12 protein-coding genes are annotated in these 13,583 nt (G+C 58.5%); 7 read left to right on the top strand and 5 right to left on the bottom strand.

The features are described from left to right. Positions 1-2 precede the first annotated feature (2 nt). Genes trpCF through trpA form a run of 3 tightly spaced genes read left to right on the top strand, consistent with a single transcriptional unit; the run spans position 3 to position 3,373 of the window. Entirely contained in the window at positions 3-1,361 is a 1,359-nt protein-coding gene (trpCF, locus tag KB890_RS04025; protein ID WP_004179455.1) for a bifunctional indole-3-glycerol-phosphate synthase TrpC/phosphoribosylanthranilate isomerase TrpF, read from the top strand. A 9-nt stretch (positions 1,362-1,370) separates the two neighbouring features. Continuing rightward, positions 1,371-2,564 carry a tryptophan synthase subunit beta gene (gene trpB, locus KB890_RS04030; RefSeq protein ID WP_002901730.1) on the top strand — a complete coding sequence of 398 codons (1,194 nt, stop codon included), beginning with the start codon at positions 1,371-1,373 and terminating at the stop codon, positions 2,562-2,564. After that, entirely contained in the window at positions 2,564-3,373 is an 810-nt protein-coding gene (gene trpA, locus KB890_RS04035; RefSeq protein ID WP_002901728.1) for a tryptophan synthase subunit alpha, read from the top strand. Before trpB ends, trpA begins: the two co-directional genes overlap by 1 nt. 218 nt (positions 3,374-3,591) lie before the next feature. Here trpA and KB890_RS04040 read toward each other — a convergent pair whose 3' ends face one another. Genes KB890_RS04040 through KB890_RS04050 form a run of 3 tightly spaced genes read right to left on the bottom strand, consistent with a single transcriptional unit; the run spans position 3,592 to position 7,267 of the window. Beyond that, complete coding sequence (locus KB890_RS04040; protein ID WP_004179454.1) at positions 3,592-4,851, bottom strand: glycerate kinase type-2 family protein; 1,260 nt, start codon at positions 4,849-4,851, stop codon at positions 3,592-3,594. A 2-nt stretch (positions 4,852-4,853) separates the two neighbouring features. After that, positions 4,854-5,942, bottom strand: a complete 1,089-nt coding sequence (locus tag KB890_RS04045; protein ID WP_004179452.1) for a tartrate dehydrogenase — start codon at positions 5,940-5,942, stop codon at positions 4,854-4,856. A 14-nt stretch (positions 5,943-5,956) separates the two neighbouring features. After that, positions 5,957-7,267, bottom strand: coding sequence for an MFS transporter (locus KB890_RS04050; RefSeq protein ID WP_004179450.1), 1,311 nt, complete (start codon positions 7,265-7,267; stop codon positions 5,957-5,959). A gap of 128 nt (positions 7,268-7,395) precedes the next feature. Here KB890_RS04050 and KB890_RS04055 point away from each other — a divergent pair, with 128 nt between their 5' ends. After that, positions 7,396-8,304: a LysR family transcriptional regulator gene (locus KB890_RS04055; RefSeq protein ID WP_004179448.1), complete on the top strand. Its 909-nt coding sequence runs from the start codon at positions 7,396-7,398 to the stop codon at positions 8,302-8,304. A 42-nt stretch (positions 8,305-8,346) separates the two neighbouring features. Here KB890_RS04055 and KB890_RS04060 read toward each other — a convergent pair whose 3' ends face one another. Further along, positions 8,347-8,805 carry a MarR family winged helix-turn-helix transcriptional regulator gene (locus tag KB890_RS04060; protein WP_004179446.1) on the bottom strand — a complete coding sequence of 153 codons (459 nt, stop codon included), beginning with the start codon at positions 8,803-8,805 and terminating at the stop codon, positions 8,347-8,349. Positions 8,806-8,879: 74 nt separating this feature from the next. Between KB890_RS04060 and KB890_RS04065 the strand changes: the two genes are divergently transcribed. Then, a complete protein-coding gene (locus KB890_RS04065) occupies positions 8,880-9,827 on the top strand; it encodes a quinone oxidoreductase family protein (RefSeq protein WP_004179445.1) in 948 nt (315 codons plus the stop codon). Between the two features lie 35 nt (positions 9,828-9,862). Here the strand turns inward: KB890_RS04065 and KB890_RS04070 are convergent, their stop codons facing one another. After that, on the bottom strand, positions 9,863-10,135 hold the full coding sequence (locus tag KB890_RS04070; protein ID WP_004179443.1) for a hypothetical protein: 273 nt from the start codon (positions 10,133-10,135) through the stop codon (positions 9,863-9,865). Between the two features lie 118 nt (positions 10,136-10,253). Between KB890_RS04070 and KB890_RS04075 the strand changes: the two genes are divergently transcribed. Then, the gene (locus KB890_RS04075; protein ID WP_004179441.1) at positions 10,254-10,961 is read left to right on the top strand and encodes an SDR family NAD(P)-dependent oxidoreductase; all 708 of its coding nucleotides are present in this window, start codon (positions 10,254-10,256) and stop codon (positions 10,959-10,961) included. A 309-nt stretch (positions 10,962-11,270) separates the two neighbouring features. After that, positions 11,271-13,556, top strand: coding sequence for a catecholate siderophore receptor Fiu (locus tag KB890_RS04080; RefSeq protein ID WP_004179439.1), 2,286 nt, complete (start codon positions 11,271-11,273; stop codon positions 13,554-13,556). The last annotated feature ends 27 nt before the right edge of the window (positions 13,557-13,583 follow it).

Genomic DNA, 13,583 nt, shown 5'->3' on the forward strand with positions numbered 1-13,583 from the left:
TAATGCAAACCGTTTTAGCAAAAATCGTTGCCGACAAAGCGATTTGGGTGCAAGCCCGCAAACAACAACAACCGTTAGCCAGTTTTCAAAATGAGATCGTTCCGACGCAGCGCAATTTCTATGACGCACTGGCCGGCACCCGCACCGCGTTTATTCTCGAGTGCAAGAAGGCCTCACCGTCGAAGGGGTTGATTCGCGAGGATTTCGATCCGGCAGCGATCGCCAGCATCTACAAGCACTACGCCTCGGCGATCTCGGTGCTGTGTGATGAGAAATATTTCCAGGGCAGCTTCGATTTCCTGCCGATCGTCAGCCAGGTCGCGCCGCAGCCGATCCTGTGTAAGGACTTCACCATCGACCCTTACCAGATCTACCTGGCGCGCTACTATCAGGCCGACGCCTGCCTGCTGATGCTCTCGGTGCTCGACGATGAACAGTATCGTCAGCTCTCGGCGGTGGCTCACAGCCTGAATATGGGCGTGCTCACCGAAGTCAGCAATGAAGAGGAACTGGAGCGCGCCATCGCCCTGAAGGCGAAGGTGGTGGGCATTAACAACCGCGACCTGCGCGATATGTCGATTGACCTTAACCGCACCCGTCAGCTGGCGGCGCGTCTCGGCCCGGATGTCACGGTGATCAGCGAATCCGGCATCCATACCTATGCCGAAGTGCGCGAGCTGAGCCACTTCGCCAACGGCTTCCTGATCGGCTCCGCCCTGATGGAGCAGGCGGATCTGGAAACGGCGGTTAAACGCGTGCTGCTCGGCGAGAACAAAGTGTGCGGCCTGACGCGCCCGCAGGATGCCCAGGTGGCCTGGGAGTCCGGCGCCGTTTACGGTGGGCTGATCTTCGTCCCGACCTCGCCGCGAGCGGTGAATGACGCCCAGGCCAAAGCGGTGATCGCCGCTGCGCCGCTGCAGTACGTCGGCGTCTTCCGCAATGCGCCGCTGGAGGAGGTGGTCGCCCGCGCGCAGGCTCTGGGGCTGGCCGCCGTGCAGCTGCACGGTGATGAAGACCAGGCCTATATCGACGCGCTGCGCGACGCCCTCGCGGACAACGTCCGCATCTGGAAAGCGCTGAGCGTCGGCGAAACCTTCCCGGCCCGTACGCTCCGCCATGTCGACAAGTACCTGCTCGACAACGGCCAGGGCGGCAGCGGCCAGCGCTTTGACTGGAGCCTGCTGCAGGGCCAGGATCTGCGCAACGTCATGCTGGCGGGCGGCCTCGGCGCCGATAACTGTGTGGAAGCGGCCAAAAGCGGCTGTGCCGGACTCGATTTCAATTCAGGCGTAGAGTCGCAACCCGGGATTAAAGACGCCAGCAAGCTGGCCTCCGTATTCCAGACGCTGCGCGCATATTAAGGAGCAATAATGAGCACTTTACTGAACCCCTACTTCGGCGAATTCGGCGGCATGTATGTGCCGCAGATCCTGATGCCCGCCCTGCGCCAGCTGGAAGAAGCCTTTGTCAGCGCGCAGAAGGACCCGGCCTTTCAGGCGGAATTCACCGACCTGCTGAAAAACTACGCCGGTCGTCCGACGGCCCTGACCAAATGCCGGAATCTGACCGAAGGCACCCGCACCACCCTGTACCTGAAACGCGAAGATCTGCTGCACGGCGGCGCGCACAAAACCAACCAGGTGCTGGGCCAGGCTCTGCTGGCCAAACGGATGGGCAAAACCGAAATTATCGCCGAGACCGGCGCCGGCCAGCACGGCGTCGCCTCAGCGCTGGCCAGCGCCCTGCTCGGCCTGAAATGCCGTATCTACATGGGGGCCAAGGACGTCGAGCGCCAGTCGCCGAACGTCTTCCGTATGCGCCTGATGGGCGCCGAGGTGATCCCGGTGCACAGCGGCTCCGCCACGCTGAAAGATGCCTGTAACGAGGCGCTGCGCGACTGGTCCGGCAGCTACGAAAAGGCGCACTATATGCTGGGCACCGCCGCCGGTCCGCACCCGTTCCCGACGATTGTGCGTGAATTCCAGCGCATGATTGGCGAAGAGACCAAAGCGCAGATCCTTGAAAAAGAGGGCCGCCTGCCGGACGCGGTGATCGCCTGCGTCGGCGGCGGATCAAACGCCATCGGCATGTTCGCTGATTTTATCGAGGAAACCAACGTCGGCCTGATCGGCGTGGAGCCCGCCGGACACGGTATCGAGAGCGGCGAGCACGGCGCGCCGCTGAAGCATGGCCGCGTTGGGATCTACTTCGGTATGAAGTCGCCGATGATGCAGACCGCCGACGGCCAGATCGAAGAGTCTTACTCCATTTCCGCCGGGCTGGACTTCCCGTCCGTTGGGCCGCAGCACGCGTTTCTGAACAGCACCGGTCGCGCTGACTATGTGTCGATCACCGACGACGAAGCGCTGGACGCGTTTAAAGCGCTTTCCCGCCACGAAGGGATTATCCCGGCGCTGGAGTCCTCTCACGCTCTGGCCCACGCGCTGAAGATGATGCGCGAGAACCCGGAAAAAGAGCAGCTGCTGGTGGTTAATCTCTCCGGCCGCGGCGACAAAGACATTTTCACCGTACATGACATCCTGAAAGCGCGAGGGGAAATCTGATGGAACGCTATGAGACGCTGTTTGCCCAACTGAAAAATCGCCAGGAAGGCGCCTTCGTCCCCTTTGTCACCCTTGGCGATCCGGGACCGGAGCAGTCGCTGAAAATTATCGATGCGCTGATCGAAGGCGGCGCCGATGCCCTTGAACTGGGGATCCCTTTCTCCGACCCGCTGGCGGACGGTCCGACCATCCAGGGCGCGGCCCTGCGCGCCTTCGCCGCGGGAGTGACCCCGGCGCAGTGCTTTGAGATGCTGGCGGCGATCCGCCAGAAGCATCCGACCATCCCAATCGGCCTGCTGATGTATGCCAACCTCGTCTTCAGCCCGGGCATCGATGCGTTCTATGCCCAGTGCGCCCGCGTCGGCGTCGACTCGGTGCTGGTGGCCGACGTGCCGGTGGAAGAGTCCGCCCCGTTCCGCCAGGCGGCGATGCGCCATAACATCGCGCCGATTTTCATCTGCCCGCCCAATGCGGATGACGATTTACTGCGCCAGATTGCCTCTTATGGCCGCGGCTACACCTATCTGCTGTCGCGCGCCGGAGTGACGGGTGCGGAAAATCGCGCCGCGCTGCCGCTGCACCACCTGGTGGAGAAGCTGGCGGAATATCACGCCGCGCCGCCGCTGCAGGGCTTTGGTATCTCCGCGCCGGAGCAGGTGAGCGCCGCCATTGACGCCGGAGCCGCCGGGGCTATCTCCGGTTCCGCCATCGTCAAAATCATCGAACGCCACCTCGATGAGCCGCAGACCATGCTCGACGAGCTGAAAGCCTTCGTCCAGAGCCTGAAGGCAGCGACCAAAACCGCCTGACCATCAGCCGCCTGGCATCGCGCCAGGCGGCGATTTCCACGCGTTACCTTCCTTTCCATGTCATCTTGCACGCCAACACATCAGACGGACCGATGATCGACACCTTGACGCCAGGCGATGCGCTTTAGCGTGGAAATGGATGGCGGGCGGATACCGAAGATTTGAACTATGTTGAAAGGGAAAAATATCGCTCTCCCTGGCACAGGAGAGCGATACAGTCAGGCAATCAATATTGCCCGAATATCATTGACGTTGGTTAACGTCGGGCCGGTGATCAGCAAATCATTAAGCGCGTGAAAATAGCAGTAACTATCATGGCCATCCAGATATTGCACTGCATTAAGACCGCTCAGCTTGCCGCGCGCAAGCGTATCCGGGAAGACGATCGCACCTGCGGCATCTTCTGTGCCATCAATACCATCGCTATCTCCCGCCATGGCCCAGATACCGTGTTCCCCCTGGAGCGCACAGGCCAGACTGAGTAAAAACTCGGTATTGCGGCCCCCTTTTCCAGGCTGAGTGTTGTTTACTGTCACCGTGGTTTCGCCACCTGACAACAGCACAGCAGGCCCTGAAATCGGGTGACCATACTGCTTCGCCGATCTCGCCATACCGGCCATGACCACCGCCACTTCCCTGCTTTCACCTTCTATAGCATCCCCCAAAATAAGGGGGGTGAACCCATGTTGTCGTGCGGCCAGAGCCGCCGCCGCTAACGCCATCGCCGGCGTGGCGATAAGCCTGACCTCGCCTGTCGCGGCGTTTTCCACCGGGCCGGCCGGCTGGTTTAGCCGTTCGCTAACGGGCTTCGGGATCGCAATGCCATACCGCTGCAATACCCGGAGCGCATCACGTGGTGCGCTGTTATCGGCAACGGTGGGGCCAGACGCTACGTCCGTCGGATTATCGCCAGGCACATCGCTGATAATCAGTGATACGATGCGCGCCGGTTGCGCCATGGTCGCCAGCTTTCCGCCTTTCACCGCTGAGAGATGACGACGTACCAGATTCATCTCTTTGATGCTGGCCCCGCTATGGAGCAGGGCCCGGGTGATGGTCTGCTTATCTGCCAGCGTTAACCCCGGGGCGGGCAGCGCCATCAGCGCCGACCCTCCCCCTGAAATCAATGCCAGCACCAGATCATCGGCAGTTAAACCGCGCAGCGTCTCCACAATCAGCATTGCGGCAACCTCGCTCATGGCATCTGATACGGGATGAGCCGCCTCAATAATGCGGATGCGGCCCGCAGGAACCGCGTAACCGTAACGCGTCACCACCACGCCCGACACCGCCACATCCGGCCAGGCCGCATCCACGGCAGCCGCCATTGCCGCGGACGCTTTACCCGCACCGATCACCACACAACGGCCGCGAGGTTTTTCCGGCAGGTTAGCCAGGGTCACCGGCCCGGCGCGGGCACTGTTGACCGCATGTTGAAAGATATCCTGCAGGATCTCTGCAGCCTGTTCGTTATTCATGTTTATGCGGTCTCGACAATGTCAGCTTTAGCGTCAATGTAGTGCACCACGGCGCGTGTCACCTCCGCGGTATTGGCTGAGCCACCGACATCTGGCGTCAGAATGCCTTTTTCACACACATACTCAATGCTTTCCATAATCAGCGCAGCGGCATGGCGTTCGCCCAGATGTTCAAGCATCTGTACCGCGGTCCAGAAAGTGGCAATGGGGTTCGCAATCCCTTTGCCGGTGATATCGAATGCGGAACCATGGATCGGTTCGAACATGGAAGGGAAGCGGCGTTCAGGATCAATATTCGCGGTCGGCGCTACGCCCAGACTACCCGCCAGCGCGCCAGCCAGATCGGAAAGGATATCGGCGTGCAGATTGGTGGCAACGATGGTATCCAGGGTCTGGGGATGCAACGTCATACGGTGCGTCATGGCATCGACCAACATTTTGTCCCACTGCACATCCGGGAATTCCTGCGCCACTTCAGCGGCAATCTCATCCCACATCACCATACCATGGCGCTGGGCGTTGGATTTGGTCACCACGGTCAGCAGTTTACGTGGACGAGACTGTGCCAGTCTGAAGGCATAGCGCATAATGCGTGTCACCCCAACACGGGTAAAGATTGCCACTTCGGTACCGACTTCTTCAGGTAAACCACGGTGGGTACGGCCGCCGTTACCAGAATATTCACCTTCGGAGTTTTCGCGCACGATGACCCAGTCAAGATCGCCAGGCCCGCGGTTGCGCAGCGGTGAAGTGACGCCCGGCAGAATTTTGGTGGGTCGCACATTGGCGTACTGGTCAAAGCCCTGGCAAATAGGTAGCCGCAGGCCCCAGAGTGTGATGTGGTCAGGGACATCCGGGGCCCCCACCGCGCCGAAGTAAATGGCATCAAATGCTTTCAGCATGTTCAGCCCTTCTTCCGGCATCATCACGCCATGTTTTTTGTAATAGTCTGACCCCCAGTCAAAGGTCTCTATATCAAATTTCAGTTGCGGATCGTGGCGCGTCAGCGCGTGCAAGACTTCAATACCTGCCGAAATGACTTCCGGTCCGATACCGTCCGCAGGGATGGCAGCAATTTTGTAGTGACGCATCGTTACTTCTCCAGTTAATGAGTATGAGGATGTGGAAGCTCTGCCGTCGGCGATTTGTTCGCTCTGGCAGAAAGAATCATGACCACGAGGGCCGAGAGCGCCAGCAATCCGGCGACAAAGTACAGGCCCCAGCTGTAGCTACCGGTTTGCTCGCGGATCACGCCAATCATCATCGGGCCAACGAAACCGCCGAGGTTGCCGATGGAGTTGATAGCGGCAATGCCAGCGGCCGCAGCCGGGCCGCTGAGGAACAGGGTTGGCATGCTCCACAAAGGGGGTTTTGATGCGCTAATCCCCACGGTGACCAGCGTTAAGGCGACCATTACGGTAAACAATGTGCTGACATTACCGGCGTATATCAGCCCGGCACCCGCCAGCAGGCAGGCGCCAATGACGTGCCAGCTGCGCTCTTTGGTTCGATCGGAATGACGCGCCCAGAGGATCATGGCGATGACGCCGATCACCGCCGGAAAGGCGTTCAGGAAACCAATCTCCAGCGAGGAAGCACCGAAACTGCGAATGATTTGCGGGGACCAGATGCCAAGCGTATACAGCCCGGCTGAGGTACCGAAATAGACCAGCGCCAGCGCCAGGACGCGTATATCCGCTAGCCCTCGCCATGCGCTGGAATGGCTCTGTTTTGCCGCCCGTGCCCGCTCCTCGTCTTGCATGGCGTTTTCCAGCCAGGCACGCTCTTGATCAGTCAGCCATTTGGCCTTGGCCGGACGATCCGTCAGGAAGAACAGAACCACAACACCGAGCACCAGCGCCGGCAAAGCTTCCAGTACAAACATCCACTGCCAGCCGGCGTAGCCAAGGAAGCCATGCATCTCCAGCAGTGCGGCCGAAACCGGCGATCCCAGTGCTGTCGACAGGGGAGCTGCGGCCATAAAGATGGCAGTGACCTGCGCACGCCTGGCGGCAGGAAACCAGTAGCTGAGATAGAGAATGATCCCCGGGAAGAAACCGGCTTCCGCCACGCCGAGCAGAAAACGCAGAATGTAGAAGCTCGTCGTGCCCTGCACAAAAGCCATGCAGCCAGAGACGAATCCCCAGGTAATCATGACGCGGGCGATCCAGATGCGGGCGCCCACTTTATGAAGAATTAAGTTTGACGGTACCTCAAACAGAAAATAACCCAGGAAAAAAATTCCAGCGCCCAGACCAAAAACGGTGGGTGAAAATCCCAGATCCTGATTCATGGTCAGGGCGGCAAAGCCAATGTTGACGCGGTCAAGGAAGGCAATGAAGTACAGCAGCATGATGAAAGGAATAATGCGCAGGGTAACCTTACGCATCACCTTCTTTTCGAGGTCGTTTTTCATGACGGGATGCTCCATAGTGATGTAGGGTTGTTATCGTTTTGTAATAATCCCAGTATGAAGTTTTGAACCGCTTTATCATCGGCACGGCTTTATATAAATAATTTGTATAATCAGGTTTTGGTGAAAAAATGGATATAAATCAGCTACGTTGCTTTGTGGTGTTAGGTGATGAGCTTCACTTTGGCCGGGCTGCCCGTAAACTCGAAATGATGCCTGCGTCACTGAGTCGCTTTATTAAGCTACTGGAAGATGATTTGGGGATCAGGCTACTGAATCGATCGACCCGCAACGTGTCGCTAACACCTGAAGGCGCCGCCTTTTTAAATGAGGCCAAAACGGTCATTGCTGATTTCGATGCGCTACGGCAGCGATTCCGGAAAAATAGCCTGTTGCAGAAAAGAACGTTGCGGATCGGGGCTATCGACAGCGCAGCCAAAGGATTACTTCCTGAATTGCTTAATCTTTTTGTCAGGCGTTTTCCTGAAGCAGATATTCATCTTACAGAAGATAAATCTCACAAACTTATCCCCCGACTCATTTCAGGGTGGCTGGATGTGGTTTTTGTGCGCCCGCCGGAACATATTGATGCCACGCTGACAGCGCGTTTTATCGCCAATGAAACCTGCGTGCTCGCCGTGCCCGCTCATCACCGGCTGGTCAGTTATGACGAAGTCAGTATCGATGATTTCCGACACGAGCCGGTTATCTTGCCGGAAAGACGCACCCGGCGTCACAGCCATGACCTGACAATGAATATTTTCAAAGAGGGGGGCAGCATGCCTGTCATCGCGCAGTATGCTGAAGAGAAGCAGACTATCCTGAGTTTTGTTGCCGCAGGACTCGGCATTGCTCTGGTGCCAGCGTCCTATAAAGACATGAATGCCGACGGCGTGAAATACCTTGCGCTCACGCCGAAAAAGCATGTCGAAGGGCTCCCCCTCAGCGCGATGTGGCATCAGGGAAACAACACTCTCTATGTGAGATCCCTGCTGGAGATACTTTCCGACAACATCGACGAACTGACCCGTGAGTTGTGACGCAAAAGCTGATTGTTGCGCCAGGCGGCAACACACGAGAATTTAGCCTGGTTGCTGCAAACTGTCGGCGTATTTGCGCGTTAAGCGAAACAGCGCCTGCACTTCATCTTCCGGCCACTGCGCCAGCACCTGATTCATTAACCGCCGCCGCGCTACCGCAATACTGTCGATCATCTGTTGTCCGCTGGCGCTAAGCGTCACTTCGCTGATCCGTCGATCATGACGGTTCGGTTGCTTACAGGCGAGTCCCTGGGCTTCCAGTTTTTTCACCTGGCGGCTGACGGTGGTGTAATCGCGCCCTAAATGATCCGCCAGCTCAACCACCCCCACCGGGCCATGGCGTCCTACCGCCACCAGCAGCGGAAACAGCATCTGTTCCAGCTGGACGCCGGCCTCCTGGAGGATCTGCTCGTCGCGCAGCGGCTGGTTCATCACGCTGATGATATCCAGTAGCGCGCCGTGAAAGTCGGTAATGTCGTAGTCATTATGTGCATCTTGCATATATTAATTTTCCGCGTATAGTGCTGCAAAACAATATGTGTATTTTACACATAATTCCCGACAGGAGATAATTTATGAAAGCAGCCGTGGTTTTTGACCTCGCAGAAGGCCCGGTTTGGGCCAATTTTATCGACCCGCAGCCCGCGCCCGGCCAGACGCTCATTGACGTCCGCGCCGCCGCGCTGAGCCATGTGGTTAAGGCCCGCGCATCCGGACGCCATTACAGCTTCGACGGCAATCTGCCCTTTGTGCCCGGTATCGATGGCGTCGGCACCACACCTCAGGGCCAGCGCGTCTATTTCGCCTTCCCCACCGCCCCCTTCGGCAGTATGGCGCAGCAGGCGCCGGTTGCCCTGCAGAGTTGCCTGCCGGTGCCGGATGCGCTGGATGATATCCAGGCGGCGGCGATGGCCAATCCCGGCATGTCCGCGTGGGCGTCTCTGGTGACTCGCGCCCAGATCCAGGCCGGTGAAACGGTGCTGATTAACGGCGCCACCGGCAGCGCCGGTCAGCTGGCGGTGCAGATTGCCCGCTATCTGGGAGCGAAAAAAATCATTGCAACCGGACGGAATGCGCAGACGCTGGCGGCGCTGGACGCCGATGAGTGTATTCAGTTAACCGCTGATGATAAAACCTTGAGCGGGCAATTTTCAGCGACCAGCGCCGCGCAGATTGACGTGGTCATCGATTACCTGTGGGGACACAGCGCGGAAGTGTTATTGCCGGCCCTGGCGAAATATACCCCAGCCGGCAGACCGGTGCGCTATGTGCAGGTGGGGTCCCTGGCTGGCGCCGATATCGCGTTAAATGGCGCAGTTCTGCGTTCCGCACCGCTCGTGCTGATGGGCAGCGGTATCGGTAGCCTGTCGATGCCGCAGCTGCTGGCGGCGACAGGTGAAATGCTGCAGGCGGCGGTGCCGGGTAAATTCACCATCGCCACCACCCCGCGGCCGCTGCAGGAGATCGCGGCGGCCTGGCCGCGGGACGACAGCCAGAAGCGCACGGTTTTCACCCTCGGATAAAAAATCGCTTCCGCACAAAAGATGGGGTTGATATCTTAAATGAGAAATATTATCTTTCTCATCACTGAATAGTTGAGTAAATCACTCGGGTATTCAGTACGACATTGCTCACATTGCTTCCAGTATTTTTGCCCGCACTTGTGCGGGCTTTTTTTACTCGCGACACACCTCACGCACCCGCTGCCGCAGCCAGCGGTGGCCGGGGCCTGCTCCAGACGCGGATGCCACGCCTGCGAAACCGTAATCACCTCGGTACTGACCGGCAGCGGATCGAGAGCCGCCAGCAAATTAAAATCGGGATCGTTCATTATCGCTCCAGTCGCCAGACAGGGCGTTTGCTGCAAGATATGAGTGCACTGGCGGCGTCTTCCGCCCGATCTCGGGCCTGATTATAGTGAAGACCTCCTTTCTGCAGCGAGAGACATCATGAAATCCGATCAGCACAACACTATCCTCATCGTCGGCGCCTCGCGCGGCCTTGGCCATGCTATGGCGGCGACGTTCCTCCAGCACGGCTGGGAGGTCATCGGCACCGTGCGCGATTTATCATCCCACACGCCGCTCCACGACCTGGCCAAGACGCATCCCCTGCGGCTACGCCTGGCGACGCTCGACATTCGCGATGAAGCCCAACTGGCCGCGCTGCAGGCGACGCTTCCCCCGGCAAGCCTCGATATGCTGTTTGTCAACGCCGGTACCACCAATCGTGACCCATCGCAGACCATTGGCGACGTCTCCACCGAGGAGTTTTACCAGGTGATGCTCACCAATGCCCTGGCGCCGATGCGGGTTATCGAGCGCCTGCAGCAGGCCGTTAAACCGCAGGGGCTGCTCGGCGTGATGTCCTCCGGCCAGGGGAGCCTGACCAATAACCTTACCGGCCAGCGGGAACTCTACCGCGGGAGTAAAGCTGCGCTGAATATGTTTATGCGCAGCTTTGCCGCTCGCCCCACCTCGGCCTCCCATCCGCTGGTGGTGATGGCCCCGGGATGGATCCGCACCGAGCTCGGCGGGGCAGATGCCCCGCTGACCATCGAAGAGACGATCCCACGCCTGGTGAACGTCCTGCTCGACAAACGGCAACGTCCGGGACTGGAGTATCTCGATTACCAGGGCCGTACCGTGCCCTGGTGATCCGTGCCGGAACAACCATCATATGGCCGCCCGGAAGTTAACCCCGCCCGGCGCGGCTTGCTACCGACCTTATTCTGCAGCACATTCCCTATATTTCCGCTTTATCGTTCAAAAAATGTGAATTATGTAAATCGAAGTGAAGAAAGTTGTTTTAAGGTCAACTTTTCTATGTAAATATTAAGGCAAATGATAACTATTCTTTTTATCATTTATAGAATCACACCGGGTCAGCGCAAGCCAGACGACGAATAACGTCGCTTTTGCGCGGTGTGATATGTGCTCATAACAAAAAATAAGCCTGCATTTATCATGGAAAAAAACGCTTCTCTGCCTTTCGGCAGTTTCAACTCATTGGCATTGTTTACAGGTCTGTGTCTGGGAGCCTCGCCGGCAGCAGGCATCGCAGCGGAAAATTCGGTCAAAAATAGTGAAGAGACGCTGGTAGTGGAAGCCGCTCCGCCTTCACTCTACTCCCCCGGCGCTTCCGCCGATCCCAAGTTCAATAAACCGCTGGTCGATACCACCCGTACCATCACCGTGATCCCGGAACAGGTGATTAAAGATCAGGGCGTCACCAACCTGACTGACGCCCTCAAAAACGTTCCCGGCGTGGGGGCGTTTTATGCCGGGGAGAATGGCAGCTCAACCACCGGGGATGCCATCTTTATGCGCGGCGTGGATACCTCTAACAGCATCTATGTGGACGGCATTCGCGACATCGGCAGCGTGACGCGCGATACCTTCAATACCCAGCAGGTGGAAGTCATCAAAGGGCCCGCCGGCACGGACTATGGCCGCAGCGCGCCCTCCGGCTCGATCAATATGATCAGCAAGCAGCCGCGCCTTGACTCCGGGATCGACGGCTCGGCCAGCATCGGCAGCGCCTGGTCGCGCCGGGGCACTCTCGACCTGAACCAGGCGTTTAGCGACAACGCTGCGTTCCGTCTGAACCTGATGGGGGAAAAAACCCATGACGCTGGTCGGGACCGCATTGAAAACGAGCGCTATGGCATCGCACCGTCGCTGGCCTTCGGCCTTGATACCCCAACTCGTCTGTATCTGAACTATCTGCACGTCCGGCAGAACAACACCCCGGATGGCGGGATCCCTACCGTCGGCCTGCCGGGCTATTCGGCGCCTTCGCCGAAGTATGCCGCACTCAACTCCGCCGGGAAGGTCGATACCAGCAATTTCTATGGCACCGACTCCGATTACGATAAATCTACTACCGACAGCGGTACCCTGCGCTTCGAACACGATCTGACGGAGAATACCACCGTGCGCAATACCACCCGCTGGTCGCGAGTGAAACAGGAGTATCTTTTGACCGCGGTGATGGGCGGCGCGAACAATATCACCGCCCCCGATATCAATGACGTCAACACCTGGAGCTGGTCGCGTCTGGTTAATACCAAAGATGTCAGCAACCGCATTCTGACCAACCAGACCAATATCACCTCGACTTTCAATACTGGCTCGATAGGCCATGACGTCAGCGCCGGCGTGGAGTTTACCCGGGAAAACCAGACCAACTATGGCGTTAACGCCAAGACCGCGCCGGCGGTGAATCTCTACCATCCGGTGAGCAACCTGTCGATTGGCGGGCTGGACAGAAACGGGGCGAACGCCAACGGCCAGACCGATACCTTCGGGATTTATGCCTTCGATACGCTGACGCTGACCGAGCGGATTGAGATCAACGGCGGGCTGCGTCTCGACAATTACCATACCAAATATGACAGCGCCACCGCCTGCGGCGGCAGCGGACGCGGGGCTATCGCCTGCCCGCCCGGACAGTCGACCGGCAGCCCGGTCACCACTGTCGATACCGCTAAATCCGGCAATCTGGTTAACTGGAAAGCCGGGGCGCTGTACCGCTTAACCGAGCAGGGCAATGTCTACGTCAACTACGCCATCTCACAGCAGCCGCCGGGAGGCAGCAGCTTCGCCCTGGCCGCCAGCGGCAGCGGCAACAGCGCTAACCGGACCGACTTTAAGCCGCAGAAGGCGAAATCCAGCGAGCTGGGCACCAAGTGGCAAATCTTCGACAACCGTCTGCTGCTCAGCGCGGCGTTATTCCGCACCGATATTGAAAACGAAGTGGCCGCCAACGATGACGGAACCTGGTCGCAGTACGGCAAAAAGCGCGTGGAGGGGTATGAACTCTCCGCGACCGGAAACCTGACCCCGGACTGGACGATTATCGCCGGCTACACTCAGCAGCATGCGACAGTGACGGAGGGACAGAACGTTGCACAGGATGGATCTTCCGCCCTGGCCTACACCCCGAAACATGCCTTTACGCTGTGGACGCAGTATCAGGCCACCAGCGATCTGTCCGTCGGCGGCGGTGTGCGCTATGTCGGAAGCCTGCGCCGGGGCAGCGATGGTGCAGTCGGTACCCCGGATCACACCGAGGGCTACTGGGTTGCCGACGCCAAACTGGGCTATCGGGTCAACAGCAACCTCGATCTGCAGCTCAATATGTATAACCTGTTTGATACCGATTACGTGGCCTCCATCAACAAGAGCGGCTATCGCTATCATCCGGGCGAACCCCGGACCTTTATGCTGACGGCGAACGTCCATTTCTGAGTCTGCGCGTGGGGCCGTTGCGCCCCA

This window comes from Klebsiella sp. P1954 (genome assembly GCF_018199955.1).
In the GTDB taxonomy this organism is placed as follows: domain Bacteria; phylum Pseudomonadota; class Gammaproteobacteria; order Enterobacterales; family Enterobacteriaceae; genus Klebsiella; species Klebsiella pneumoniae.

Bases quoted from the DNA above. Each gene is read 5' to 3' on its own strand.
- KB890_RS04070 (WP_004179443.1), bottom strand. From the start codon at position 10,135: ATGAACGATCCCGATTTTAATTTGCTGGCGGCTCTCGATCCGCTGCCG.
- KB890_RS04050 (WP_004179450.1), bottom strand. From the start codon at position 7,267: ATGAAAAACGACCTCGAAAAGAAGGTGATGCGTAAGGTTACCCTGCGC.
- trpB (WP_002901730.1), top strand. From the start codon at position 1,371: ATGAGCACTTTACTGAACCCCTACTTCGGCGAATTCGGCGGCATGTAT.
- KB890_RS04065 (WP_004179445.1), top strand. From the start codon at position 8,880: ATGAAAGCAGCCGTGGTTTTTGACCTCGCAGAAGGCCCGGTTTGGGCC.
- KB890_RS04060 (WP_004179446.1), bottom strand. From the start codon at position 8,805: ATGCAAGATGCACATAATGACTACGACATTACCGACTTTCACGGCGCG.
- trpCF (WP_004179455.1), top strand. From the start codon at position 3: ATGCAAACCGTTTTAGCAAAAATCGTTGCCGACAAAGCGATTTGGGTG.
- KB890_RS04045 (WP_004179452.1), bottom strand. From the start codon at position 5,942: ATGCGTCACTACAAAATTGCTGCCATCCCTGCGGACGGTATCGGACCG.
- KB890_RS04075 (WP_004179441.1), top strand. From the start codon at position 10,254: ATGAAATCCGATCAGCACAACACTATCCTCATCGTCGGCGCCTCGCGC.
- KB890_RS04055 (WP_004179448.1), top strand. From the start codon at position 7,396: ATGGATATAAATCAGCTACGTTGCTTTGTGGTGTTAGGTGATGAGCTT.
- trpA (WP_002901728.1), top strand. From the start codon at position 2,564: ATGGAACGCTATGAGACGCTGTTTGCCCAACTGAAAAATCGCCAGGAA.
- KB890_RS04040 (WP_004179454.1), bottom strand. From the start codon at position 4,851: ATGAATAACGAACAGGCTGCAGAGATCCTGCAGGATATCTTTCAACAT.
- KB890_RS04080 (WP_004179439.1), top strand. From the start codon at position 11,271: ATGGAAAAAAACGCTTCTCTGCCTTTCGGCAGTTTCAACTCATTGGCA.